The sequence below is a fragment of the Actinomycetes bacterium genome, from assembly GCA_024222295.1.
In the GTDB taxonomy this organism is placed as follows: domain Bacteria; phylum Actinomycetota; class Acidimicrobiia; order Acidimicrobiales; family Microtrichaceae; genus JAAEPF01.
Genome location: JAAEPF010000017.1, coordinates 502,392 through 527,196, shown reverse-complemented (window position 1 = coordinate 527,196; position 24,805 = coordinate 502,392). Strand labels below are relative to the sequence as shown.

At 68.0% G+C, this 24,805-nt stretch carries 24 protein-coding genes; 12 read left to right on the top strand and 12 right to left on the bottom strand.

The features are described 5' to 3' along the window. From GY812_05270 to GY812_05260, 3 genes are all read right to left on the bottom strand, one after another. The coding region (locus GY812_05270) for an EamA family transporter (protein ID MCP4434900.1) at positions 1 to 765 on the bottom strand (765 nt) is incomplete at its 3' end. A gap of 27 nt (positions 766 to 792) precedes the next feature. Beyond that, on the bottom strand, positions 793 to 2,421 hold the full coding sequence (locus tag GY812_05265) for an acyl-CoA synthetase (GenBank protein ID MCP4434899.1): 1,629 nt from the start codon (positions 2,419 to 2,421) through the stop codon (positions 793 to 795). 60 nt (positions 2,422 to 2,481) lie between these two features. Next, positions 2,482 to 3,876, bottom strand: coding sequence for an MFS transporter (locus tag GY812_05260; protein ID MCP4434898.1), 1,395 nt, complete (start codon positions 3,874 to 3,876; stop codon positions 2,482 to 2,484). A 193-nt stretch (positions 3,877 to 4,069) separates the two neighbouring features. Between GY812_05260 and GY812_05255 the strand changes: the two genes are divergently transcribed. The 3 genes from GY812_05255 (at position 4,070) to GY812_05245 (ending at position 7,396) form a co-directional block, all read left to right on the top strand. Next, positions 4,070 to 4,897 (top strand): hypothetical protein, encoded by an 828-nt coding sequence (locus GY812_05255; GenBank protein MCP4434897.1) that lies wholly within the window; start codon positions 4,070 to 4,072, stop codon positions 4,895 to 4,897. A gap of 52 nt (positions 4,898 to 4,949) precedes the next feature. Next, positions 4,950 to 5,819, top strand: coding sequence for an amidohydrolase (locus tag GY812_05250; protein MCP4434896.1), 870 nt, complete (start codon positions 4,950 to 4,952; stop codon positions 5,817 to 5,819). A 194-nt stretch (positions 5,820 to 6,013) separates the two neighbouring features. Then, positions 6,014 to 7,396, top strand: coding sequence for a WXG100 family type VII secretion target (locus GY812_05245; protein ID MCP4434895.1), 1,383 nt, complete (start codon positions 6,014 to 6,016; stop codon positions 7,394 to 7,396). Positions 7,397 to 7,427: 31 nt separating this feature from the next. Here GY812_05245 and GY812_05240 read toward each other — a convergent pair whose 3' ends face one another. The 7 genes from GY812_05240 to GY812_05210 form a co-directional block, all read right to left on the bottom strand. Then, entirely contained in the window at positions 7,428 to 7,802 is a 375-nt protein-coding gene (locus tag GY812_05240; GenBank protein MCP4434894.1) for a hypothetical protein, read from the bottom strand. Between the two features lie 84 nt (positions 7,803 to 7,886). Further along, complete coding sequence (locus GY812_05235; protein MCP4434893.1) at positions 7,887 to 8,459, bottom strand: TetR/AcrR family transcriptional regulator; 573 nt, start codon at positions 8,457 to 8,459, stop codon at positions 7,887 to 7,889. Positions 8,460 to 8,487: 28 nt separating this feature from the next. Continuing rightward, on the bottom strand, positions 8,488 to 9,825 hold the full coding sequence (locus tag GY812_05230; protein ID MCP4434892.1) for a hypothetical protein: 1,338 nt from the start codon (positions 9,823 to 9,825) through the stop codon (positions 8,488 to 8,490). Continuing rightward, the gene (locus GY812_05225) at positions 9,822 to 10,571 is read right to left on the bottom strand and encodes a DUF3097 family protein (GenBank protein MCP4434891.1); all 750 of its coding nucleotides are present in this window, start codon (positions 10,569 to 10,571) and stop codon (positions 9,822 to 9,824) included. Before GY812_05225 ends, GY812_05230 begins: the two co-directional genes overlap by 4 nt. A 124-nt stretch (positions 10,572 to 10,695) precedes the next feature. Beyond that, complete coding sequence (locus tag GY812_05220) at positions 10,696 to 11,553, bottom strand: TIGR03619 family F420-dependent LLM class oxidoreductase (GenBank protein MCP4434890.1); 858 nt, start codon at positions 11,551 to 11,553, stop codon at positions 10,696 to 10,698. Then, positions 11,550 to 13,169 (bottom strand): AMP-binding protein, encoded by a 1,620-nt coding sequence (locus GY812_05215; GenBank protein ID MCP4434889.1) that lies wholly within the window; start codon positions 13,167 to 13,169, stop codon positions 11,550 to 11,552. Before GY812_05215 ends, GY812_05220 begins: the two co-directional genes overlap by 4 nt. A gap of 51 nt (positions 13,170 to 13,220) precedes the next feature. Then, complete coding sequence (locus tag GY812_05210) at positions 13,221 to 14,465, bottom strand: CoA transferase (protein ID MCP4434888.1); 1,245 nt, start codon at positions 14,463 to 14,465, stop codon at positions 13,221 to 13,223. Between the two features lie 210 nt (positions 14,466 to 14,675). Between GY812_05210 and GY812_05205 the strand changes: the two genes are divergently transcribed. The 3 genes from GY812_05205 to GY812_05195 all read left to right on the top strand — a co-directional run bounded on the left by GY812_05205 (position 14,676) and on the right by GY812_05195 (position 16,843). After that, positions 14,676 to 15,911, top strand: a complete 1,236-nt coding sequence (locus GY812_05205) for an NAD(P)/FAD-dependent oxidoreductase (GenBank protein MCP4434887.1) — start codon at positions 14,676 to 14,678, stop codon at positions 15,909 to 15,911. Between the two features lie 27 nt (positions 15,912 to 15,938). Beyond that, positions 15,939 to 16,256: a TusE/DsrC/DsvC family sulfur relay protein gene (locus tag GY812_05200; protein ID MCP4434886.1), complete on the top strand. Its 318-nt coding sequence runs from the start codon at positions 15,939 to 15,941 to the stop codon at positions 16,254 to 16,256. Between the two features lie 110 nt (positions 16,257 to 16,366). Next, entirely contained in the window at positions 16,367 to 16,843 is a 477-nt protein-coding gene (locus GY812_05195; GenBank protein ID MCP4434885.1) for a hypothetical protein, read from the top strand. Positions 16,844 to 16,907: 64 nt separating this feature from the next. Here the strand turns inward: GY812_05195 and GY812_05190 are convergent, their stop codons facing one another. Then, positions 16,908 to 17,093, bottom strand: coding sequence for a hypothetical protein (locus GY812_05190; protein MCP4434884.1), 186 nt, complete (start codon positions 17,091 to 17,093; stop codon positions 16,908 to 16,910). A 34-nt stretch (positions 17,094 to 17,127) separates the two neighbouring features. Continuing rightward, positions 17,128 to 19,440: an arylsulfatase gene (locus GY812_05185; GenBank protein ID MCP4434883.1), complete on the bottom strand. Its 2,313-nt coding sequence runs from the start codon at positions 19,438 to 19,440 to the stop codon at positions 17,128 to 17,130. A gap of 150 nt (positions 19,441 to 19,590) precedes the next feature. On the opposite strand from GY812_05185, the gene GY812_05180 reads away from it, so the two are divergent. From GY812_05180 to GY812_05155, 6 genes are all read left to right on the top strand, one after another. Continuing rightward, positions 19,591 to 20,751, top strand: coding sequence for a thiolase family protein (locus GY812_05180; protein MCP4434882.1), 1,161 nt, complete (start codon positions 19,591 to 19,593; stop codon positions 20,749 to 20,751). 67 nt (positions 20,752 to 20,818) lie between these two features. Then, a complete protein-coding gene (locus GY812_05175) occupies positions 20,819 to 21,730 on the top strand; it encodes a hypothetical protein (GenBank protein ID MCP4434881.1) in 912 nt (303 codons plus the stop codon). Between the two features lie 22 nt (positions 21,731 to 21,752). After that, entirely contained in the window at positions 21,753 to 22,751 is a 999-nt protein-coding gene (locus GY812_05170) for an isopenicillin N synthase family oxygenase (protein ID MCP4434880.1), read from the top strand. Between the two features lie 49 nt (positions 22,752 to 22,800). Further along, entirely contained in the window at positions 22,801 to 23,592 is a 792-nt protein-coding gene (locus GY812_05165; protein ID MCP4434879.1) for a crotonase/enoyl-CoA hydratase family protein, read from the top strand. A gap of 64 nt (positions 23,593 to 23,656) precedes the next feature. Continuing rightward, entirely contained in the window at positions 23,657 to 24,172 is a 516-nt protein-coding gene (locus GY812_05160) for a DUF4281 domain-containing protein (protein MCP4434878.1), read from the top strand. Further along, a complete protein-coding gene (locus tag GY812_05155) occupies positions 24,172 to 24,792 on the top strand; it encodes a DNA-3-methyladenine glycosylase I (protein ID MCP4434877.1) in 621 nt (206 codons plus the stop codon). The genes GY812_05160 and GY812_05155 overlap by 1 nt, the downstream gene beginning before the upstream one ends. Positions 24,793 to 24,805: the final 13 nt, after the last annotated feature.

Genomic DNA, 24,805 nt, shown 5'->3' with positions numbered 1-24,805 from the left:
GGTGCGGGTGATGCCGATTCCGAACAACAGGTAGGGCAGGTATGTGCACCCGAACCCGAGCAGGGCGAGCCATCCCAGCATCGCTGCGGTGGGCATCGCGATGCCCACCGCGGCCGCGAGCACGATTCCACCGGCCGGCAGCACCAGTGCGTACACCAACGTTGCACCCAACCGGTCGAACAGTCGACGCCCGAGGATGTAGTAGCTCGAATAGCTGAGCCCCGACACGAGCCCCCACGTGACCGACACCGCGGTGACGTTCACCGTGCCGCCGGCAGACGCGACGAGGGCAACCACGCCCAACACCGACACGGCCGCCGCCACGACCAACGGCGGAGCGAGGCGCTCGCCGAGAAAGACCGCCGCCGCGCGAATCACCCAGATCGGCGCTGTGTAGAGCAGCACGTAGGCGAGCGAGATGCCGCCGGTGTCGACTGCCAGGGGCAACGACACGTAGAACACGACGATCCCGATGACGGCGAAACCGACAAGGGGCAACCATGCGGCCCTCAATCGGTCGGGCAACGACACGTCGCCGGCGGGCCTGCTCCTGTCGGAACCGGGAGCAGGACGCCGGAGCCCCGGTCCGCGCACCGCGAGGTGCACCACGAAACAGGCCCCACCGATCAGGGCGCGCCACGCGCCGACGTCCTCGGCAGCCATTCCCAGGTCCGCGAGTTCCCGGGTGCACACCCCGATCAGAGCCCAGAGCGCGGCTGCGCCCGCGACCAGGGCCTCGCCACCGACAACCCTTCGGCCGACCACTTGGGGCTCAGTCCCGGCGTGCAGGCATCAGGACCCGGCCACCGACTTGGCCCAGCGGTAGTCGGCCTTGCCGGCCGGGGACCGCACGATGGCATCAACCGGGTGTACTTCGCGGGGCGCCTTGTACCCCGCCAGCTTCCCCTTGCAGTACTCGGCCAGGTCCTCGGCGGTGGGCGCGTCGACGCCCTCGGGCGACGCAACCACGGCCACCACCTGCTCACCCCACCGCTCGTGGGGAGCACCCACGACGAGTACGTCATACACACCCGGGTGGCCCTTGAGCACACCCTCGACCTCCTCGGGGTAGACCTTCTCGCCCCCGGTGTTGATGCTCACCGACCCACGCCCGAGCAGGTTGACCGATCCGTCCTCGGCGACTGTCGCCATGTCACCGGAGATCACCCACCGGGTGCCGTCGATCTCCCTGAAGGTCTCCGCGGTCTTCTCCGGAGCGTTGTGGTATCGCAGCGGGATGTAGCCGCAGTGCGCGATGCGGCCGATCGTGTCCGACCCCGGCTCCACCTCCTTGCCGTCGTCGTCGAGCACCTTGGTGCCCTCGGCCACGCTGTCGAACACGGCCGTGCCCGGCACCGACTGCCCGGGTTCCAGTCGGGAGCTGCCCTGGATGCCGGTCTCGGAGGACCCGAACCCGTCGGTGAACACCACGTTGGGCATCATCTCCATCAGGCGTCCCTTGGTGGACTCCGACAGGGGTGCGCCCCCGTTGGAGAACGCAAACAGGCTCTCGATCTCGAAGGGACCATCGCTGTCCCATGCATCGGCGAGCGGGCGGGCCATGGCGTCGCCCACCACCGTGGTGGTCGACACGTTCTCGCGCTCGATGGTGCGCCAGATGCCGAGCGGCTCGAACGAACCCGAGTGCAGCACCACCTTCGCGCCACAGAACAACCACATGAGAGCCACCCACTGGGCGGCGGCGTGCATGAGCGGCGCAAGCGCATAGAAGGTGAAGTCGAAGTCGATGATCCTGTCGACCATCTCGTCGGGGCTGGCGACCGGGCCGTTCATGCGCATCGGGTCACCACCGGAGAGGCAACCGAAGAACGCATCGCCGTGACGCCACACGACTCCCTTTGGCAAGCCTGTGGTGCCGCCGGTGTAGATCACGTAGAGGTCGTCGTCGCCACGACCCTCGACCACCGGACGCTCGGCCGAGGCGGCAGTCAACGCCTCTTCGTAGGAAGCCGCTCCCTCCAATCGCGATACGTCACCGGGGTCACCGGTGACGAGGGTCTCGCGCAGGCTGGGCACGTCGCCACGGATCTCGACGATGTTGTCCACGAATCCCGGTTCGCACACCACCGACACGAGACCTGAGTCGGCAAACAGGTGCAGCAGCTCGTCGGCCACGTAGCGGTAGTTGATGTTGACCGGCACGGCACGGATCTTGAAGCAGGCCAGGAGTGTCTCGATGTACTCGATGCTGTTCGTCAGATAGCAGCCGACGAAGTCACCCGCCCCCACGCCGGTCGAGGCCAGGTGGTTGGCGAGCCGGTTGGCGCGCTCCTCCAGCTCGCCGTAGGTGCAACGCTGGTCGCCGCAGACCAGCGCCTCGCGATCGGCCACCCGGTCGGCCGCTGCCTCCCAGATGTCCGCGATGTTGTAGGTCTTCGGAACGGCTCCCGCGTCAGTCATGGGCCCGGACGATAGTTGGCCGCCCGGGGCGGGCCCGGCCGAGGCCTACCGGGGCGCCCGTCAGCGGGCGTTGCTGATGACCGCCTCGGCGTCGTCGTCGAAGCGGTGCGCTCCACGGCGCACCCATTCGGCGGAGATCGCCAGGGGGATGAGCAGCACCGCCATCGCGGGCCGCAGCGAGCCGAACAGGTCCGACGTCGCCCCCACGAGCGGCGGACCGGCCGCAGAGCCGAACGCCAGCAGGAACTGCACCGATGAGAAGGCCATCCCGCGCATGTGGGCTGGCACCACGTCGGCGACCGCGGCGGTGAGGTTGGGGATCGCCATGGCGATGAACACGTTCGACATTCCGAAAGCCGCCGCCTGGGCCGGCAATGAGGGCAGCAACACGAAGGCTGCGAAGAACGCCGAGCCGGCCAGCAGCGCCGTTCCGGCAAGGCGCAGCCGCCAACCCGCCCGGTTGCCGTGGTGGCGGTCGCCCATGCGGCTGCCGATGATGATGCCGATCACGATCCCGGTTCCACCCACCCCTCCGGCGATTCCGCCGGCCTCGGACTCGGCCAGGGAATGGACCTCCTCGAAGTAGGCCGTCGACCAGAAGAACAGCGAGGCGAGAGCGGAGAAGAGGACCGGTATGCCCACGAGCAGGATGCGCATCGTCGGGATCGCCCAGAGCATGCGGAACTGTGCGATCGTCGGCGGGCGGCCGTCGCCGTCGTCGTCGGTGGCGCCAGCCTCGACATCGGCGGAAGCCGGGGCGTCACCCGCAGCAGCCGTCTCCGGCAGCTCGCGGCCTCGCCTGTCCAGCATGTCGCCGAGGCCGCGGGCAGGCTCCCGGAGGGTGAGTACGGCCAGCACGGCGAGGACGCCGGGTGCTGCGAGGACCACGAACGCGGTCCTCCACCCGAATGCGTCGGACAGCGCGGCGCCGACTGCGATGCCGAGGGGAAGCCCGAGGTAGTTGGCCATCCGTTCGTAGCCGTACGCCCTGGCCCGGGCACGGGCTGGATGCGCGTCGGCGATCAGCGACGAGGCCGCGGGGTTGTTGAGTTGCCCGGCCGCACCGAGCAGCACCCTCGTGAACAGGAACACGGCGAACACGGGCGCCAGGGCCGATCCCACAACCACGAGGGTCCACAGCACCGCTGCTGCGCCGAGCACCAGCACGCGCTTGTGGTTGTCGGCGAGGTGGGCGGAGGGAACGGCTGCGGCGAGGCTTCCGAGCACTGCCGCGCTGGGGATCAGCCCGGCGAGGGTGTCGCTGAGGCCGAAGGTCTCCTGGATCGCGGTGAGTGAGCCTCCGGCCATCCCCACTGCGGTCGTCTCGAGCAGCGCGACGATCGAGCACACGATGGTGATCCGCCATCCGATCGGCGCCTCGGAGGCCAGGCTCAGCCCCGCGAGGGGATCGCCCGCCACACCCGAATCAGCCTGCGTTTCCTCAGTCGTTCCCATGCCCATGTCCAACCCCGACCGCCTGCGGCCACCGTGGCTCGCCTCACCGGTCGGATTGTTCTTCGGCGCACACCCAACCCCCGGATGCACGTAGCGGAACATCGTTCCACTATTTGGGCCAGCACGCCCATCGGGCCGGGCACCGTGTTCGGCCATGCAAGCGGCGGCACCTCGGATGGGCTGAACTGGGGACATGCCCACATGGCCATGGAGTCGCGACCGGGGAGCCCGAAGCGGGCGGGTTTCCGGCCGGCCACCCTCGGCCAACGGGGCGTCATCGCTGCACCTGCGATGGGACCTCGAGGGCCCGCTGGCCGAGGTGTCGGTCGAGCTGCGCGTGCTCGAGCCGCCGACCACGGCCCGGCTCTACTTCTGGGCCCTGCAGGCGGACTTCGCGGACTCTGCGGGCAGGGCCGCGGGTGGCGCCCACTGCGGTCTGCAATGGCACCCGGGACACGCGGACTCAACCGCGGCCAACTGGGGTGGGTACCACGCCGGCGGCGGCGAGCTGCCGGGCTCCCGATCGCCGCTGCCCTCGAAGATGGACAACGCCAACACGCGTGACTTCGCCTGGCGCGCGGGCACCACCTACCGGCTGTGGATCCACCCCGCTGGTGAAGCGGCACCCCAGCTCCCACCCGGGCCACCGCCGGGAACCACGGCCTGGCGCTGCACGATCACCGATCTGGGTTCCGGCGAAGCCACCGTGCTGCGCGACCTCTACGTGCAGGGTGAGCATCTGACGGGCGCAATCGTGTGGTCAGAGGTGTTCGCCCGTTGCGATGACCCGTCGGTCTCGGTGCTCTGGTCGCAGCCGAGCGGCCTGACGACGAGGGGCGACCGGGTCACGCCGCTGCGGGCCTCGGTCAACTACCAGAGCCATGCCGACGGCGGGTGCGCCAACACCAACTCGTTCCCGGTCGACGGCGCCGAGGCGGTCGGACTCGTGCAACAGACCAACTGCAGTCGAGAGACACCCCAGGGAACAATGCTGGCCTGGCCGCGACGAGGATCACCCTGAGCGCCCAAAACTAGAATGTGTTCTAGTTTCTTGGCTGTCCTAGGGTGGCCGGATGGCCATGCCGACTGATGTCCCGATCATCGACACGATGATCGGCTTCCCCAGCAGCGACCGCAGCCAGGTCTACAAGTTCCTGGCCCCATCCCTGCGCGACAAGGAGTCCCAGGAGGACTTCAAGATGCCGGCGCAGTACATGTTCAAGGACGTGCCGGCAGAGATCGGCGAAGGCGTCGACCCCGTCGCGGTAACCCTGCACAACATGGACACCTTCGGGGTCGGCCGCGGCATGGTGAACGTCGGCAACGAACAGCGTGAAGCACCACGCAGGGCCGTGCGCGACTTCCCCGACCGGTTCCTGCCGTGCATCGACGTCGACCCCCGCGAGGGAATGGACGCCGTGCGACGCATCAAGTCCTTCCATGACGAGTACGGCGTGGTGGCCGTCACCAGCTTCCCCGCCGGTGTGTCCACCGCCATCAATTCGGCGCCCTACTACCCCATCTACGCGGCGTGTGTGGAGTTGGACCTGCCGATCTTCCTCACCGTCGGTGTGCCGGGTCCCCGCGTGCCCCTGGAGCCGCAGAAGGTCGAGTACCTCGACGAGATCTGCTGGTTCTTCCCTGAGCTCAAGGTCGTCATGCGCCACGGCGCCGAACCGTGGTGCGACCTGGCCGTGAAGCTGATGCTCAAGTGGCCCAACCTCTACTACTCCACCTCGGCATTCGCCCCCAAGCACTACCCGAAGGCGATCCTCGACTACGCCAACAGCCGCGGCGCCGACAAGGTTCTGTACGCCGGCTACTTCCCCGCGGGCCTCACCTACGAGCGGATCATGTCGGAGCTGCCCAACGTGGCACTGAAGGACGAAGTGTGGCCGAAGTTCCTCGGCGGCAACGCCGCCCGAGTACTCGGCCTCGACTGACACAACCTTCGGGCGTGCTGAGCCACTCGGGTGTGCCGCACCACTCATCCTCCTTTCCCGAGTAGCCACGCGTCGATCTGACGCCAAACGCCTCCGAAAACCGGGATGAGTGGATGAGCACACGGGGTGGGGAGCGCGCCGACCGGGCCGCGCGACCCGGTGACAATGGGTGGGGCGGGTCCTACGTTCGCCCGATGGGAGAGATCGGGGCAGATCCGACTTCACTTCGGCGCACCGCCAGCACCATGAGAGCCGCGAGCAGGGAGCTGCACGACTCACGCAGGCGCATGACCGGCCTGGTGCACCGAAGCTCGTGGCGGGGCCGCGACGCCGACGGCTTCCGGTCCCGGTGGAAACGGAGCTCGGGTGACCTCGGCAACGCCGCGGAGATGCTCGACGGCCTCGCAAGTGAACTCGAGCGCAACGCCGACGAGCAGCTTGTGGCGTCGAGCTCCGTCGCCGGCCTCGGCCTGACCGGATCGGCCCCGGGCCCGTCGACCCGACCCACAGACCGGGCCGAGGACGGATCGCTCGCAGACCGGATACCCCATCGGATCGAGACCTACCGCCTGACCGGCGACGGATCCGCCGGGCTCGGGCTCAAAGGGGAGAAGCAGGTGACCGTCGAGCACCTGCCCACGGGCAGAGCAGTCGTCTGGGTGGAGACCGCCGGCGGACTCACCGCGTCAGGCGGCTTGGGTGGTGGGATCGGAGCCGAGGGCCTTGCCGGAATCGCGCTGGTCGCCGATGGCACCGCTGAGTTGGTTGCGATGGAGCGCAGGGGCTGGCTGATCGATGACGATGAGATCGCAGCCTTCATCGGAAAGGGTCTCCTGCAGGAGCTGGTGGAGGCAACCGAAGGTGGTCCGCTGTCCGCGGGAGCGCCCAGCACCGGCGACCTTCCTCTTGTCGGAGACTTCCTTCAGCGCAACGACCTCGACTCACCACTCACCCCGATGGGACTCCTCGCGGCGCCGATCTCGTTCCTGGGACACAAGACCCTCGACCTGGTCGGCCTCGGAATCGACGACCCCGACTTCACCGAGGAGTCCCTGACGCTCGGAGGAGCCCTCGAGGCCACCGGCGACCTCGGCATCGTGACGGCCGGAGCGGGGCTCGGCTTTGCGACCACAGCGGCCATCAGCCGGGGCCCCTCGGGCGACAGCCTGAAGGTGACATTCGGCGCCGAAGGTGGCGCCAGAGCAGCAGTGGATGGGCACTCGGCCTCGGGCGAGACAACGGTTGAGGTACCGCTGGGAGACAACGAGGAGGCGCTGGTCAGCATGACCACGACCACCCACGTGGGTGACCACGCGAGCATCGCCATGTCCACCTACGATCCGGGCCGGCTCGACCTCGCGTCGGTGCTGCACGACGTCGCGAACGGCGACTTGACCTCCGCAGCCGAAGGCGTTGGCGCAATGCTCGACGAACTGAACGATCCGATCGAATCCGTTTCCATCGACGGCCATATCGACAGCCAGGTGGTCGAGGATGTCGGCGGCGAGGTCAGCGCCGGACCGAGCTTCGAGGTACGCGTCGGCGGAGGACGGGTCGTGACGACCTTCGACCGGTGACCAGGTCTGGACGGGCGGAGCCGCCCGGGCCTCAGCCCTCTACGGTGACGTTGACTTCGTAGAGCAGCTCGTCACCCGAGTACACCGAGAGCACGGCCTTGCCATCGCCGACCGCTTCGGCTCCTGCAACGAAGTCCGCCGAGCCGTCGCTGTAGGCGTCTTGGGTCTCGAGCACGTCGGTGTCGTCAGCTGAGACCTTGTCGGCGTCGGGCGTGTTGATCCGGATGAACTCGCCGACCTTCATCGTCACGTCTTCAGCCCCATCGACCTCGATCGGTGGCAGTGCCGAAGTGCCGCTGTCATCGGGGGCTGCGGTGGTGGTCGTGGAGTCGGAGTCGTCACTGGAGCAGGCCCCGGCGAACACGAGAGCGGCCGACGCAAGGATGGCGAGTGCGGTCTTGTGCATGACATCACGCTATCGGCGACATCGCCGGAATGGTCGCATGCGTCCCAGTGCGGGATTCGAGGCGGCCGGGCCGCCGGACACGGTTCAGCCGAGCAGCAGCTCCACCGCGTCACCGAGGTGTGGCATCACGCCTTCAGCTTCCTCGGTGCCGGAGATCCAGCTCACCTGGGCGGCAAGCCACACGTCGGACAGCAGGTCGATGCGCACCACCAGTTCCTCGGAGATCTCATCCTCCACAAGGGCGTCAGAGATGATGCGCCGCATCTCGTCGCGCACCGAGGCAACGACGGGGGCAACGTCGGTGTTGCCCGAGACCAATGCACGGATCATCGCCATGGTGACCTCGGGTTGCGCCTGAAGTGCTCGATTGGCACGACGCAGCACGTCGATGACTCGCTCGACGCTGTCCTTTCCCTCCGGAGGGCGCACGGCAAGTCGGTCGGCAAGGCCGCGCACCTGATCGAGCATCACCGACAGGAGCAGGTGCTCCTTGGACGGGAAGTAGCGGTACAGCGTGCCCAACGCCACGTCGGCGCGTGCAGAGACCTCGCGCATCTGGACGCCGTCCCACCCGCCTTCGAGCGCGAGCTCGAGCGCGACTGCCAGCATTCTGTCGCGTCGCGCCGTCTGCGACTCGGTGAGGCTCTGTGAGTGCACGCCCGCAGCATACGAGAACGCGTTCTAGTTATGCGTCATTCGTCCAGGCGACGACCGGCCCCGCGACCGACTCGATTGCGGCGGTGTCACCAAGTCGAACCGGAACCTCGTCGACCCCGACCTGTGTGGCTGCAAGCTCCGACTCGATCAGCGCAACGTGGTCGGCGGCGCCCGACCACGCAGGCCCGCCCTCGCGCCACACCTGCAACCTGACCGGGGCACCCAGCTCCTCTGCCAGCGCCAGCACGGCACCCGACTCTGCGGAGTCGATGCCCGGCTCATCGGTTACTGCCAGCACAGGCCGGCCCTCCAGCACGCAACACAGCGCCGCGGCCGCCGCAAAACCTGGCGCGTTCGTGGCCGGAACGCACACGGAGTTGGGAATCGAGGTCGGAAATGCGCGCGCGACCCAGAGCCCGGCGGCGCCCGCATCGGCCACCGCCATTGCCCGCTCGGGCAGGGCACCCGACAGGTGAAGCGCCGCACGGGCCGGGCTGAGTGGGGCACCGTCGTCCTCGTACAGGGGCGTGATCACCTCGGCAAGCGCCCCATACAGCGGCGGGCGTTGCGCAGGCGCGTCACCGCCGGTCTCCCAGCGGGCACACAAGGCGCCCAGTTGGCCGGGATGCACGTCCTGCACGACCTTGCCGGCCAAGACACCGGCGCCGAGCTCGTTGTCATCGAGACCGGAGGTGACCACGACGTCGACATCGTCGAGTCCCGCGAGTTCCAGGTCCCGCTGCTGCAGGCCGACGGTGCCGAAGTGCCACGGCGAGTCCCAACGCTCGATTCCCTTGGCACCCCAGGTGTTGAGCACTCCCGCGCCGAGCGACCGGCTGGCGCTTCGAACGCCGTCGAACGCGCCGGTGCGCACCACACCCGTTCCGGCCACCACCATGAAGCGCATCCCTGCCATGGATGGATCGAGGGTGAGCACCGGCTGACGGTCCGCAACGGCGGACGCCGAAGTGTCGACCGGGACTTCAGCGGACAGCTCCAGATCGAGGTGCAGAGCCGTGGTACCCGGCAACACGAGCCCCGCCGGATCCACCAGCGCATCGAGCATCTCCTCGGGCGAACCAACTGTCTGCAGTGGCGCCATGCCACCTGGTTCGCTGGAGAGGTGCAGGATCGGGCCGGGTAGCAGGGCAGCACCGAAGCGCGCCCTGCCGTCGACCTCACCGATGCGACCGTCGGCGTCGGCGAGAAGCACGGCGAGGTCTGCGGAGGACACGGGTACGTGTGCGGGCAGGGCCGGTCCGTGGAATCCGTCAGTGGCATCGGGGCCGACCGGGATACGCTCACCCCAGCAGCGCCTCACACCCAGCTCGGCCAGGCGGCGCGCAAGCAGGTCGGCGACGTTCATTGGTCGCTCCCCGCGGTGTGTTCACCTGCGAAGTGGTCCAGGGCCAGCTCGATCGCGTTGACCAGCGACGTGTCGAGGTCCGCGAACGTGTCGACGGCACCCAGCACGCGTTGCCAGCCCTCAGCAGGGCTCCCCCATCCGAGCGCGTCGCAGATGCCGGTCTTCCAGTCGGTGCCCGGCGGGATGTCAGGCCATGCCGCGATGCCCACCGATCGGGGTCGCACACACTGCCAGATGTCCACGTAGGGGTGACCCACGACGATCACATGCTCCGAGTCGACCGTCGCGGCGATCCGGCTCTCCTTGCTGCCCTCGACCAGGTGGTCGGCCAGCACGACCAGCGATCTGCCGGGCGCCGGGCCGAACCGGGCGACCTCGGCCGCGAGGTCGTCGAGTCCACCGAGGGGCTCCACCACCACCGCCATCTCGCGCAGCTCGTCACCCCATACCCGTTCGATGAGCTTGGCGTCGTGGTCGCCCTCCACCCAGAGCCGCGAGGCCCGGGCGATCTGCGCACGTTGCTGTGCGTCCACAACCGCGCCCGCCGCACTGGTGCGTGTGTCGGCGCTGCCGACAACCTCGGGAGCGACCAGGGTGACCGTCTCGCCGTCGACCGCGAACGCGCCCGGGCGGTTGCGGAAGCTGTGGCAGGCACCGTTGGCGTCGCGCAACTCCACCACGTCGCCCGCGAACCTGCTCAGCTTTCCCCGTTTGCCGCTGGGACGGTGCAGCACACCGAGGTCCATCGCCGCCGCCACGGCCGGATAGCTCTGTGACGGCCTGCTGGCGCCCGCCGTGATCTCGTCGAGGATGTCACCGGTCACCGAAGCGACGGTAGTGCGGCGCCGGCCCCGCCAGGTGCAGCTCGACTCAGGTGAAGTAGCGGTCCGCGTAGCCGCGGAGCATTTCCTCTGCTTCGTCGCCGCTCGGCTTGTCCGACCCGACGGCCCGCCAGGCGGAGGTGAGGATCGTGCCGACGCCTGCACCCTCGAGGTCCTCGAGCAGGCCCGGGCTCGGGGGTGCCAACGGCGAGGCGATGATTTCGAAGGGGCGATCGGCCGTGCCTGCGTCCTGGCGCCGCTGGTCGAGTGTGCGGCAGTGCTCGACCAGCTCCTCGGGCGGGTAGTACATCCCGAGCCATCCGTCGTTTCGGGCGGCCCGGTCGAACGCGATGTCGGAGTGCCCGCCAACGTAGACGGGCACCGGGTCCTCAGGGGCGGGCTTCATCTCCACCGGATCGAAGTCGTAGAACTCGCCGTGGTACTCGGCCATCCCGCCTGCCCAGAGCGCGTGCATCGCCTCGATCATCTCGTCCATGCGCTTGCCGCGACGCTTGAAGGACTGCTCCAGCAGTTCGAATTCCTCGGCCATCCACCCGGCTCCGATGCCGAGGGCCACTCGGCCACCGCTGAGGTAGGCGGCCGTGCCGACCGCCTTGGCGACCACGAAGGGGTTGCGCAGCGGCAGCACGTAGACGTTGGTCATGAACCGCAGCTCGGTCGTGACCGCTGCCATCGATGCAATGGCAATCCATACGTCGGGCCAGTGTTCGTCGGGGGAGAACTGCGGCACACCATCGGGCGTGTACGGGTACTTCGACTCGAGGTAGCTCGGATAGACGACGTGGTCGGACACCGCCACCGAGTCGAAACCGACTTCCTCGGCCACCGCGGCCAGTCGGTTCCAGTCCCGGGGATCGGCCCCGATCATCGCATTGCAGAACTTCACGACTGTGCCCTTTCACGGAGTTCGTATCGCAGCACCTTGCCGCTGGCGTTGAGGGGCAGCTCGGTGAGCACCTCGACGGTCCTCGGCGCCTTGTAGTTGGCCATGTTGTCCTTGGCCCAGGCCACCACGTCGGCGCCGTCGAGCAACACGCCGGCCGCGGGGACCACGAACGCGTGGGCCACTTCGCCCATGCGCTCGTCGGGCACGCCCACGACCGCAGCCTGGGCGATACCGGGGTGGGCGCCGAGCAGCGCCTCGATCTCGGCCGGATAGGCGTTGAATCCGCCGACGATGAACATGTCCTTGAGGCGGTCGGTGATGTCGAGGTAGCCGCGCTCGTCCATCACCCCCACGTCGCCGGTGTGGAGCCAGCCTTCGGCGTCGATGGCCTCGGCGGTCTGCTCGGGGTCCTCGAAATAGCCCTGCATCACGTTGTAGCCGCGCACGACGACCTCACCCGCCTCGCCTGCGGGCTTCTCGTTGCCGTCGCCGTCGACGACCCGCACCTCGATGCCGGGGATCGCCCGGCCCGAGGAGTGCGAGATGGTCTCGTCCGCGTCGTCGGAACGGCAGACCGTCACGACACCGCAGGCTTCAGTGAGGCCGTAGGCGGTGAGGACCGTCTCGAAACCGAGCGTGGCGCGCATGGCCTCCACGAGTGACACCGGCACCGGAGCGGCGCCGGTCACCGCCAGCCTCAGCGTGTCGACCTGTTCCGGAAAGAAGTCAGGGTGGTTGAGCAGGGTCTGGTACAGCGTGGGTGGCCCGGGGATCATCGAGATCCGCTCGAGGTCGATCACCTCCGCCGCGCGGTCGATGTCGAAGCTCGGCAGGGGCACCAGCGTGCAGCCGGTCATGAGCGAGGCGAGGATGCCGGCCTTGTACCCGAACGTGTGGAAGAACGGGTTGATGACCAGGTACCGGTCATCGGCGCGCAGGCCCACGATGTCGGCCCAGTCGGCGAACGCACGCAGGCTGGCGGCGTGGGTCTGGACAACACCCTTCGGCGCACCCGTGGTGCCCGAGGTGAACATCATGTCGCTCATCGACTGCGGCGTCACCGCAGCGGCCCGGGCATCAGCCACGACGGGATCGATCGATTCGCCGGCGGCGATGAACTGCTCGAACTCGACCGTGCCGTCGGGCACTGTGCCCTCGTGGCGCATCACGACCACCTGGTCGAGTGACTGGCGCATCCCCGGAGCCGCTTCGTCGAGCATCCGGACGTACTCGTTGCCGAGGAACCCGGCGACGGTGAACAGCACCCTTGCACCGGAGCGGCGGATGATGTCGGCCGCCTCGACGCCCTTGTAGCGGGTGTTGAGCGGCACCAGGGCGGCGCCTGCCTTGTGCAGGCCCAGCAACGCGACGACCCACTCCCAGGTGTTGGGTGCCCAGATGGCCACCCGGTCGCCCGGCTCGACACCCGCTGCGATCAGCGCGCGGGCCGCGGCGCCGGCCTGGCCGGCGAGCTGGTCATAGCTGATCCGCACCTCCGGTACGACCGACAGGTCGACGATCGCCTCGGCGTCGCCGCGCCGTGCGGCGGCGTCGTCCAGCAGCTCGCCGATGGTTCCCCAGCGCAGGTCGCCGCGAGTGCCCTCGTCTTCACTCAACTTGTCCCCCTTGCCCGGTCGGGTCCGTGTCTGCGCCGGTCGCAGCTCGACTCAGTTGCCCTCACCGAACGCCCCAGCCTCGCGCAACTCCGCGAGGCGGTCTTCGCCGTAGCCGAGCACCTCGCGCACGACCTCGTCGTTGTGCTGGCCCGCGGTCGGAGCAGGAGTCGGGTCGACCGCCTCCTCACCGACGAACTTCACCGGATGGGGAAGCATGTCGGCCCCGTGGGTGTCGTATGGCAGGAAGTCCAGGCGGTCCTTGAACTGCGGGTCGTCGGCGAGGGTCTGAGGAGTGTTGACCGGCGCGATGGTTGTGTTGACCTCGCCGGACCAGACGATCCACTCTGCTGTCGTCCTGGTCTTGAAGATCTCGACAAGTTCGCGACGCATCTCGGTGTTGCCCTTGGCATGGTCCGCGAACTTCGACCCGGGCCAGCGTTCGAACATGTCCATCCGGCCGACTCCTTCGCAGAAGTTCTTCCAGAACTCCTGCTCCGAGGCCATGAACAGGACGTGCCCGTCGGCCGACTCGTAGATCTGGTAGCGAACGCCGTCGCGCATACCGGCCGTGCCAGGGGCGCGGCGCTCGTAGTTGTCGGCCGCGTTGCCGGTGACCTCGTCCTCGGGCCGTTCGTACGCCTTCCAGGTCTCGCTGCGGTACCAGTCCATGTAGGCCGCCGAGTCGGACTGGGCGATCTCGAGGAACGAGCCCTCGCCTGTCTCCCTGGCTCGGATCACGCCTGCGAGAAGACCGAAGGCACCGAACAGCGGGCCGGCGTGTATGCCGGTGGAGGGGTGCTCGGGGATGCAGGGGAACCCGTTCTCGTCGTGGTCCGGATTCACGAGCCCCGCCCACGTGTCATAGGCGATGCCGTGGCTGGGCAACTCGGCGTACGGGCCCGTCATGCCGTAACCCGAGATCGTGCAGAACACGATCCTGGGGTTGATCTCCAGCAGGTCCTCGAACCCGAGGCCACGCTTGGCCAGTGCACCGGGCCGCATGGCCTCGATGACCGCGTCGGCGTCGCGCACGAGGTCGAGGAAGATCTCCTTGCCTTCCTCGGTGCGCAGATCGAGGGTGATCGAGCGCTTGCCGCGGTGGATGTGCCAGTGCAGCAGCGAGGAGTCCTCGATGATCGGCCAGGTCATCTGCCGGATGTAGTCGCCCTTCGGCGGCTCGACCTTGATGACGTCTGCGCCCAGGTCGGCGAGATGCGTGCCGACCGCTCCGGGGCCGAGGAGCGAGACCTCGATGATTCGGAGTCCTGCGAGTGGCGCCTGGGATGGTGCGGGCATTGTCGTTCTCCCCTGGTTCGGGCGGTGAGGTTCAGGCCGTCTGGTTCTGGCTTCGGTTGTTTCTGACGGGTCGTCAGATACTAGGTGGATCACCACCCTCGACAACAACGCAACGGGGTCATACGGCACCGACCGCGAGCGGCGCCGGCGTCGCAACTCGTTGCACGACGAAGCTAGAGTTGGCTCGTCCGGCCTTGTACAGGAGTCGAGTTGGCGCACCGCATTGTCATTCTGGGAGCCGGAACCGGAGGCACCCTCACAGCAAACCGCTTGCGCAAGGAATACAGCCAGGACGAGGCGTCGATCACGGTCGTGGACCAGGACGACCTGCACGTCTACCAACCCGGCCTGTTGTTCCTGCCTTTCGGCCTGACCCGCGCCGAGGACATCACCCGGCCACGGGGCAAGCAGTTGCACCGCGGCATCGAGTTCCGCCAGAGCGGCATCGACCGTGTCGACATCGAGGCCGACACGGTGCATCTCGAAGACGGCGGCGAACTCCCCTACGACCTGCTCGTCATTGCCACCGGAGCGACCCTCCTGCCGGAGGAGACCGAGGGACTCACCGGCCCGGGATGGCACGACAAGGTGCATACCTTCTATGACCTCGAGGGCGCGGCTGCGCTGGAACCGGCACTGGCCGACTTCGACGGCGGCAAGCTCGTGATCAATGTGGTCGACATGCCGATCAAGTGCCCCGTGGCACCGCTCGAGTTCGCGTTCCTGGCCGACTGGTACTTCCACGACGTGAATCTGCGCGACAAGGTCGACATCACCTACGTGACGCCGCTCGACGCGGCCTTCACCAAGCCCGTCGCCGCCGAACGCCTCGGCGGAATGCTCCAGGAGAAGGGCATCCACCTGGAGACCGAGTTCAACACGGGCGAGGTCGACGGCCGGTCCGGCAAGCTCGTCTCATGGGACGAGCGCGAGATCCCCTTCGACATCGCGGTGATGATCCCCGTACACGGCGGCCAGCCGTTCGTGGGGCGATCCGAAGGCCTCGGCGATGCCCTCGACTTCGTGCCGACGGACAACGCCACTCTGCAGTCCAAGGCCAAGCCCAACGTGTTCGCTCTCGGCGACGCCACCAACCTCCCCGCTTCCAAGGCGGGCTCGGTCACGCACTTCGAGGGCGAGGTGTTGGTGGAGAACATCAAGCGTTTCCTCGCGGGCGACGACCTCGATGCCACCTTCGACGGCCACTCCAACTGCTTCATCGAAACCGGCTTCGGCAAGGCGATGCTGATCGACTTCAACTACGAGCAGGAACCGGTGCCCGGGCACTTCCCGGCCCAGATCGGCATGCCGCTGATGAAGGAGTCGAGGATGAACCACCTGGGCAAGTTGATGTTCCAGTGGTTCTACTGGCACGCCCTTCTCCCGGGGCGGGACATCCCCGGGATCGGCCACGACATGCCGATGGCCGGCAAACAGATCAACTGACTCACGACACAGGAGAACGGACAACCCATGCCCACCATCACCGTCGCAGGAACTGAGGTCGACGTGAACGACGAGGGGTTCTTCACCGATCCCTCCCAATGGACCGAGGAGATGGCCCCGGAGCTCGCGGCCGCCGAGGGAATCGACGCCCTCAACGACCAGCACTGGACCGTCATCCGGTTCATGCGCAAGGAGCAGGAGGAGAACGGCACCGGCCCCACGGTCCGGGCGCTCGGCAAGACCTCCGGCGTGACGGTCAAGGAGCTCTACCAGCTGTTCCCCAAGGGTCCGGCGAAGATTGCGGCGAAGGTCGCCGGGATCCCCAAGCCCCGCGGCTGCATCTGAGCACGGCCCTTCCCGAACCGGACCGGACCCCTACCCACCCGACAAGAGACACCGACAGAAGAGGACCGACGACAATGACCACCGTCGAGAATGCCCCCAGCCAGATACCCATGCAAGGCCCCCACGATCCGATCGAGAAGGTGTCGATCATCATCTCGAAGGGCTCCCTCGAGGAGATCTACCCCGGCTTGATCATGGCCAACGGCGCCCGCGCCGAGGGCATGGAGGCCAACCTGTTCTTCACGTTCTTCGGGATGGACGCGATCCACGGCAAGCGCCACGAACACATCAAGGTCGCCACCGTCGGCAACCCGGGCCTGCACGTGGCGACCTGGCTGGGTGGATTCCCGGGCATGAGCTCGGTGATGACCCACGTGATGGAGAAGCAGATCGCCGAACTCGACATCCCTTCGATCCCCGAGTTCGTCGAGATGATCTCCGACACCGGCGCCGGCCTGTACGCCTGCAAGGCGTCCGCCGACCTGTTCAAGATGGACAAGGAGGACTTCATCCCCCAGGTCCATGACATCATCACTGTTGGCGAGTTCTACGAGCTGGCCGCCGGAGGCCAGATCATCTTCACCTAGGCCCGACTCTGCGAAGCGCCGCCCGCGTCACGTCGTTGGAAACGCGGTGCGGCGACGGGCGGGGTCAGGTGATCGCGATCACGGCGATCGCGAGGATCAGCACGCCCACCGCAGCTATCGCGATCGGCCAGCCACCGAAGTCGACCTTGCGCTTCTCGCGCAGCTCGTACTCGCGGTTGGCCTTCGAGCCAACCTTCGGAAGGTGCTTGTGGTCGGTGCCCTTTCGGGGCTTGCTGCCGCTGCGTCCCACTCAACCAACCTACCCCCGGACCCGGCCTGATCCGCTACTGGGCCCGAAAGGCGATGTCGGCCTCGGCATCCACGTCGAGTTCGGCGGCGCCCTCCGCCTCGATCACGACGCTGTGAATCGTGCCCGTGAACGGGAACGGCCCCCGGTATGCGGGCGTGACCGGCAGGCCGAGCTGGTGTCCGCAGCACAGGCCCTCGCCGGTGATGGACCACCGCACCGGCGTGAAGTCGGGGATCTCCACACTCGCCGACCCGCCACCTTCGACCTCGAGGTGGCCGATGCCGCGGTTGTCGCCGGTGCGCTCGAATCGGAACCGCAAGGTGTGCGGTCCCGCGCCTTCGGGCAGCGCAACGGCCACCTCATGGCGGTCGCGCGCCACGAAGTTGTGCACGTAGCGCAGCTCGCCATCTTTCGCGTATAGCGACCAGCCGCCGAAGCCGGAGCCCTGTGCTGCGATCACACCCTCGGTCGTCGCGGCCGCTGCGGAGGCCGCGCCTGCGCTGACCCCTGCCAGCTCCACTTCGGCGGTGATCGTGTGCGAGCGGTTGCGAACCATCGCTGCGACCGCCTCGGGCACGGGTGCGCCACCCGGTCGGTAGACCCAGCGGTTGCGCTCGACGTGGCCGGGCCGGGCTCCATCGCCGAACACCAGGTCGAACGGCGCGTTGTCGAGCGGCAGCACCTGGTGACGGGCCGCCTCCACCCACCAGCGGTCGACCATCTCGCGCAGCCTGGCGGGCTCGGCCGCGGCCAGGTCGTTGGTCTCGGAGGGATCGGCAACCGTGTCGTAGAGCTCCCAACGATCCCTGTCCCAGTCCAGGTTCGGGTCGAAGATCTCGTGGAACGTCACGGCCTTGTAGCCGTCGTGGTAGATGGCCCGGCAGCCGAACATCTCGTAGTACTGGGTGTGGTGGTGTTCAGCCGCGCCTGCGTCAGCCAGCGATTCCGCAAACGACGTGCCCTCCAGTGGCTGCTGCGCGATGCCCCGCAGCTCCTCCGGTGCCTCCACCCCGATCAAGTCGAGCACTGTGGGCAGTACGTCGATCACATGGGTGTACTGCCGCCGCGTGCTGCCCTCTTGCGACGCGTCCATTCCCGCGGGCCAGGAGACGATCATCGGGTCGGCGACGCCGCCTTCATGGGTCTGGCGCTTCCAGCGACGGAACGGGGTGTTGCCGGCGACGGTCCAGCCCCACGGATAGTTGTTGTGGACCCAGGGGCCACCGATGTCGTCGAGCTTGTCGAGCTGCTCGGACTCCTCGGTGCCGGTGATGTTCCACGGCCGGATGTCGTTGACCGACCCGGTGGGCCCGCCCTCGGAGCTGGCGCCGTTGTCGCTCATCGCCACCACGATCGTGTTGTCGACGTCGCCGGTCTCGGCGAGGAAGTCGAGGAGTCGGCCGAGTTCGTGGTCGGTGTGCGCGAGGTAGGCGGCGAATGCCTCCATGTAGCGGGCGTAGATGCGGCGCTGGTCATCGGTGAGCGAGTCCCAGGCCGGCACCCAGTCGGGGCGTTCGGACAGCTCGGTGTGCGCGGGCAGGATCCCCTCGCCCACCTGGCGGGCATGGATCCGCTCGCGCTCCAGGTCCCAACCGTGGTCGAAGGCCCCGCGGAAACGCTGCAGCCACTCCGGCGGCGCCTGGTGCGGACTGTGGCAGGCGCCGGGAGTCACGTAGAGCAGGAACGGCTTGTCGGGCTCCGCGTTGCGCAGGTCGGCCACGTACTCGATGCCGTGGTCGACCATGTCCGTTGTGAAGTGGTAGCCGTCCTCGAAGTCGACGGGCTGGGGCACGTAGTGGTTGTCGTGCACCAGTGTGGGGGCGAACTGGTTGGTCTCGCCCTCCATGAACCCGTAGAAGCGCTCGAATCCCTTGCCCAGCGGCCATCGGGCGCGGCTGGCACCGGCGGAGATCTCATGGTCCGGCGTCAGGTGCCACTTGCCGACCGCGTAGGCGGCGTAACCGGCCTCGGTGAGGATCGCCGGGAGCATTCCAGCGGTGTCGGGAATGTGCGCGTCGTAGCCCGGGAAGCCGGTGGCCAGGTCGATGATGCGACCCATTCCCACTGAGTGGTGATTGCGGCCGGTGAGCAGGCAGGCCCTGGTCGGCGAGCACAGGGCCGTCGTGTGGAAGTTGGTGTAGCGCACGCCGCGCTCTGCCAGGCGGTCGAAGTTGGGGGTCGGGATCGAACTGCCGAAACAGCCGAGCTGGGCGAAGCCGACGTCGTCGAGCAGTACGAGCAACACGTTCGGCGAGCCGGGGGGCGCCACCGGCACCTCGGGCCAGGCCGGCTCGGATTCGCTGCGGTAGCGACCGATGACCCCGCTGAAACCTGCTGTGGTGCCCATGCTCTGTGGTGACTCCCGGTCCGGCGTATTCGGGCCAGCATTCTGACATGTGTGTCAGGTCGGCGACTCCGGCGGCGGTCGGGATTGGGCCGCCACATCATCCCTGCGCCACAATCTGACGAGTCGTCAGATCCTTCAGGGGGACCCCAGATGCCATCCGATGTCGTAATCGTCAGCACGGCCCGCACGCCGATCGCAACCGCGTACAAGGGCTCGCTCGTGGGCATGGACGCCTACGAGATCGCCGAGGTTTCGATCGCCGCGGCGCTCGAGCGCTCCGGCCTCGATGACACCGAGATCGAGGACATCGGGTTCGGTGAGTCGATGCAGGGCGGCGGCAACATCGGCCGCAACGTCGCCATCCGCCTCGGCATGACCAACGTGCCGGGCGTCGCGACACAGCGTTGGTGTGCATCCGCCATGGCCGGCGTGCAATGGGTTGCCGCCAACATCTCCGCCGGGATGCTGGATGTGGGCATCGGCGGCGGCGCAGAGTCCATGTCGACCGCGCCGCAGGGCCAGAAGATGAACGCCCAGGGCGAGGCCGAGTTCTGGCTGCCACCCGCCAACGAGGAAACCGAGCTCGCTCCCCCGTTCAACATGGCGCTCACCGTCGGCGACAACGCCGCGCGCATCGCGGGCGTCACCCGCGAGGAGGCCGACGCCTGGGCATTCGAGTCGCACCGTCGGGCCGTGCAGGCAATCGACGAGGGCCGCTTCAAGAACGAGCTCGCACCGGTCACCCTGCCTGACGGCTCGGTGTTCGAGGTCGACGAGCACCCCCGCCGCAACAGCTCGCTGGAGAAACTCGCTTCGCTGCCGGTCATCAATCCGCTGGTGCAAGGCGCGGTGACCACGGCCGGCAACGCGTCCGGGCTCAACGATGCGTCCGCTGCGATGGTGATGTGCTCACGCGAGTATGCGAAGGCCAACGGCCTCGAGCCGCTCGCGCGGATCATCGGCTGGGGCTCGGCTGCAGTCGCTCCCGAGGAAACGGGACTTGCGCCCATCCAGGCCCTGCCGAAGGCAGTGTCGAAGGCCGGAGTCGAGCTCTCCACGCTCGACTCGATCGAGATCAACGAGGCCTTCGCGTCCATGGCGGTTGCCTGCACCCGCAAACTCGGCCTCGACCACGACAAGGTCAATGTCAACGGCTCCGGCTGCTCGCTCGGCCACCCGATCGGCGCCACAGGCGCCCGCATGATCGTGACCATGGTCCACGAGCTCGAGCGGATCGACGGCCAGTACGGTGCAGTCGCAATGTGCGCCGCCGGAGGAATGGGCTCTGCCACCGTCATCGAACGACTCTGAGGCCGGGGCCCCGCCCGGTCCCGAGCCCGGCACGGATGTGCCGACGCGCCGTCGGCCTTGGCCGCTGGTGCTCGCCGGGGTCATCTCGTTCGTACTCGTCGCGTTCGTCGTGGCGCTGCTGTTGCTGGTGAGCCCGCAGGACTCCGCGCCGTACCCGGAAGGCTTCACCTGGGAGAAGTACAGCACCGACGGACTCGTGCCGCGCCAGTGGTCAGTGGGTGTGCCCGACAACGCGGGCGACGAGCCACTCCCTGCGATCGTGACACTGCACCCGCTGGGTGGGAACCGGTCCGGCTGGGTCGGCGAGACTGACCTGGACGCGTTGGCCCGGCAGCAGGGTTTCGTGTTGGTCGTGCCACAGGGGCTGTGGGGCATGTGGAACACCGGCGAGTGCTGTGGGCCGGCAGCGGCGCTCGGGGTCGACGACGTCGGTTTCCTCGACGAGGTGATGGCCGACACGGCCGCGCGGCCTGACGTGGACCCCGACCGCATCTACATGGCCGGGCTCTCCAACGGCGGCCTCATGACCACGCGGTACCTGTGTGAGGGCGAGCACATGCCGGCCGCTGCCGCTTCGGTTGCGGTGATCCCCTGGAGCCTCGAAGGGTGCGACGGCAGCGTGCCGCTGCTGATGTCGGTGGGCACCGAGGACGAGCTGTTTCCCATGGCCGGCGGTCGCACATTGCTCGGCACGCTCGCCAGTGGCCGCACCTCGCGCTCGTGGAGCGAGGCGACCGACGAACTGGTCGAGATCTGGCAGTGCACGGGCGACCCCGAGGTGGTTTCGTTCGAGCTGTGGAGCCGACCACAGGAACCGACCACGGGGTGGGAGCGGTCGGACCACGAGGACTGCACCAGTCCCCTGCGCCTCACCGTCGTGGACGCCGTGCCGCACACGTGGCTGTGGGGCGGCGACTGGTCACACACCCGCGAAGTGCTCGACTTCTTCGAGCATTCGAAGGTCGAACCACAGGCCTGAGCCGGCCAGTACCGTTCCCGGCATGGACGAGATCCTCGATGTCGACCTGCTCGCCTTCGAGAGCGGCGGCGACTCCCAGCGCAAGGCCGTCATCGACGGAGTGATGCGAAGCCTGCGAACCGGGTTCGTGTACACCAGCCACGACATCGGCGAGGACCTCCTCGACACGACCTACGCGATGCTCGCCGAGTTCTTCGAGGCGGAGCGCGAGGTCAAGGACAGGTTCGTCGCACCCGGCTCACACGGCCAGACCGGGTACACCGGGTTGTTGGTGGAGACGGCAGCTGTGTCGGACGCCCCCGACTGGAAGGAGATGCTCAACTGGGGCCAGTCGCTGCCCGGTGGGCACCCGCTCCGCGACAAGTACGAGCACCGCTACGGCGACCAGATGATCCCGGAGGCCGTAGTGCCCGGCATCGTCGACGTGTTGATGGAGTTCCACCGCCGCACGCTCGACATCCAGCGCAGGTTCCTGCGGATCGTCGCCCTGGGGGTCGGAGCCGCGGAAGACTTCTTCGAGGGAATGCTCACCGATGGCACCACCCTCACACGGGCCATCCGCTACCCACCCATGGCAGAGGCACCCGATGCTTCCGGCACGGACCGCCCACACGTGTGGGCGGCCGAGCACGGCGACATCAACCTCACCACGGCGCTGCCGCGGGCCACGGCTCGCGGCCTTCAGGTCCGCGTCGGCGAGGAAGCGGAGGACGAATGGGTCGATGCATCGCCACCGTCTGACCACGTGATCATCAACACCGGGATCATGCTGGAGCGCCTCACCAACGGGATCATCCCCATCGGCTGGCACCGGGTGGTGGCCGACCCCGACCAGCCCGGTGAGCGGTACTCGGTCGTGCAGTTCTGCCATCCGACCCCCTGGACGATCCTCTCCCCGATCCACTCGTCCGTGACCGCCGACAACCCGCAGCGTTTCGCCGGGATCGAGGCGGGCGACCTGCTCGACCAGGTCATCTACGACATCAACCTCGTCGAGGACTCGCGCCGCGTCGACAACTGAACGGTCTGCACCGCGCGCGACGTTCGGGCGCAGTGGGAGACTCGCTGCCATGAGCGACCCGGATGGCTCCGACAACCTGACCGTGCATCGTGACGACGAGGTGCTCGTCGTCACGATCAACCGCCCCGAAGTCCGCAACGCGGTCGACGGACCGACCGCGGCCCAGCTGGCGACAGCGTTCCGCACTCTGCAAGACGATCCAGATCTTGCGGTGGGCGTGCTCGCCGGCTCCGGTGGCACGTTCTGCGCCGGAGCGGACCTGAAGGGGATCTCCGAAGGCCGCGGCAACCGCGTGGAGCGCGACGTCGCCCTCGACGGCCCCATGGGCCCTACACGAATGAAGCTCTCCAAGCCCGTCGTTGCCGCGATCGAAGGCCACGCCGTTGCCGGAGGGCTGGAACTGGCGATCTGGTGCGACATGCGGGTGGCGGCGAGCGACGCCATCTTCGGCGTCTACTGCCGGCGGTGGGGTGTCCCGCTCATCGACGGTGGCACCGTGCGGCTGCCCCGCCTGATCGGACATTCCCACGCAATGGACCTGATCCTCACCGGCCGCGGTGTGAGCGGTGAGGAGGCCCGCACAATGGGGCTCGCCAACCGACTGGTGGAGCCCGGTACAGCGCTCGACGAAGCGGTGGCACTCGCTCACCACATCGCCGCCTTCCCGCGGCTGTGTTCCACGAACGACCGCCGCTCGACGATCGCGCAATGGGACCTGGGCTTCGACGAAGCGATGGCTTTCGAGGCGGAGGTGGGCCTCGAAACCATCACGTCGGGCGAGACCCGCGAAGGCGCGGCCCGGTTTGCCGCCGGTGAAGGCCGCGGCGGTGCCGGAGTGTGAGGCCCTGCCGGAGTCGTTCCGCTGCCGGCCGACAGATCCAACACCGTGCGCGAGACTGCCCACCATGAATGACCGGACAGCAGTCGAGACCGACGACGCGACCACGACGGCCCCGGATGCCGACGCGATGAGCGAGGGAGACAAGCTGGCGTTCAAGGTGGTGTCGGCCTCCACCCTGCCGGTGTGGGCAGCGATGATCATCGCTCCCAACTCGCGGCTCACCGAGCGACTGGTCCGCCTCGCCACCCCGCTTTATGCAGCCCTCGGTGGCGCCTATGTGGGGTTCCTCGCCAAGGAGATGATCGAGGGCGACGGCGAGATGCCCGGCTTCGATGACCCCGAGGCCATGCGCGAGGCCCTGTCGTCACCAACGGCGTTCCTGGCGGGATGGACCCACTACGTCGTGTTCGACTTGTTCGTCGGACGGTGGATCTGGGCCGACGCACGCGAACGCGGTCGCACCGCGCGCCTGTCACTGCTGCTCACCTGGGTCGCCGGGCCGGCGGGGTTGAGCATGCATCTGGCCCGCAACGCCCTGGGTCGGATCAGGGGCGGATCGGCCAGGGCCCTGGAGGACTGATGGAGGTCCCGGAGGACGGACTGGCCCCAGGACCCGACGGCAGGCCGAGGTGCTTCTGGGGCCTGAGCGCACCGGAGTACGTCGACTACCACGACACCGAGTGGGGCTTCCCCACCACCGACGACCGCGTGCTGTTCGAGAAGATCTGCCTCGAGGGATTCCAGAGCGGGTTGTCGTGGCTCACGATCCTGCGCAAGCGCGAGAACTTCCGCGCCGCCTTCGACGACTTCGATCACACCGTCGTCGCCGGCTACGGCGAGGATGAAGTCGCCCGATTGCTCGACGACGCCGGGATCGTGCGGCACCGCGGGAAGATCGAGGCCACGATCAACAATGCCGGCGCCATGGTCGAGCTCGTCGCGCAGGAGGGCTCGCTGTCGGACTTCGTGTGGCAGTACCGTCCAGACGAAGCGTCCCGCCCAGATCGGCTCACTTGGGACGCGCTGAGCGAGATGTCGACGACGCCCGAGTCGAAAGCGCTCGCGAAGGAGCTCAAGAAGCGCGGCTGGCGCTTCGTGGGCCCCACTACTGCCTATGCGTTCATGCAGGCCATGGGGCTGGTCAACGACCATGTCGTGGGATGCTGCATCCGCGGTGAGGTGCCGGCGGCACCCGGCTGAGCGCCGTGGGGCT

What these genes read in the sequence shown, in the direction of transcription:
- GY812_05180 (MCP4434882.1), top strand. Translation starts at nt 19,591, where the DNA reads ATGCCATCCGATGTCGTAATCGTCAGCACGGCCCGCACGCCGATCGCA.
- GY812_05245 (MCP4434895.1), top strand. Translation starts at nt 6,014, where the DNA reads ATGGGAGAGATCGGGGCAGATCCGACTTCACTTCGGCGCACCGCCAGC.
- GY812_05200 (MCP4434886.1), top strand. Translation starts at nt 15,939, where the DNA reads ATGCCCACCATCACCGTCGCAGGAACTGAGGTCGACGTGAACGACGAG.
- GY812_05195 (MCP4434885.1), top strand. Translation starts at nt 16,367, where the DNA reads ATGCAAGGCCCCCACGATCCGATCGAGAAGGTGTCGATCATCATCTCG.
- GY812_05225 (MCP4434891.1), bottom strand. Translation starts at nt 10,571, where the DNA reads ATGGACCTCGGTGTGCTGCACCGTCCCAGCGGCAAACGGGGAAAGCTG.
- GY812_05250 (MCP4434896.1), top strand. Translation starts at nt 4,950, where the DNA reads ATGGCCATGCCGACTGATGTCCCGATCATCGACACGATGATCGGCTTC.
- GY812_05240 (MCP4434894.1), bottom strand. Translation starts at nt 7,802, where the DNA reads ATGCACAAGACCGCACTCGCCATCCTTGCGTCGGCCGCTCTCGTGTTC.
- GY812_05160 (MCP4434878.1), top strand. Translation starts at nt 23,657, where the DNA reads ATGAATGACCGGACAGCAGTCGAGACCGACGACGCGACCACGACGGCC.
- GY812_05185 (MCP4434883.1), bottom strand. Translation starts at nt 19,440, where the DNA reads ATGGGCACCACAGCAGGTTTCAGCGGGGTCATCGGTCGCTACCGCAGC.
- GY812_05260 (MCP4434898.1), bottom strand. Translation starts at nt 3,876, where the DNA reads ATGGGAACGACTGAGGAAACGCAGGCTGATTCGGGTGTGGCGGGCGAT.
- GY812_05165 (MCP4434879.1), top strand. Translation starts at nt 22,801, where the DNA reads ATGAGCGACCCGGATGGCTCCGACAACCTGACCGTGCATCGTGACGAC.
- GY812_05155 (MCP4434877.1), top strand. Translation starts at nt 24,172, where the DNA reads ATGGAGGTCCCGGAGGACGGACTGGCCCCAGGACCCGACGGCAGGCCG.
- GY812_05255 (MCP4434897.1), top strand. Translation starts at nt 4,070, where the DNA reads ATGCCCACATGGCCATGGAGTCGCGACCGGGGAGCCCGAAGCGGGCGG.
- GY812_05170 (MCP4434880.1), top strand. Translation starts at nt 21,753, where the DNA reads ATGGACGAGATCCTCGATGTCGACCTGCTCGCCTTCGAGAGCGGCGGC.
- GY812_05230 (MCP4434892.1), bottom strand. Translation starts at nt 9,825, where the DNA reads ATGAACGTCGCCGACCTGCTTGCGCGCCGCCTGGCCGAGCTGGGTGTG.
- GY812_05265 (MCP4434899.1), bottom strand. Translation starts at nt 2,421, where the DNA reads ATGACTGACGCGGGAGCCGTTCCGAAGACCTACAACATCGCGGACATC.
- GY812_05210 (MCP4434888.1), bottom strand. Translation starts at nt 14,465, where the DNA reads ATGCCCGCACCATCCCAGGCGCCACTCGCAGGACTCCGAATCATCGAG.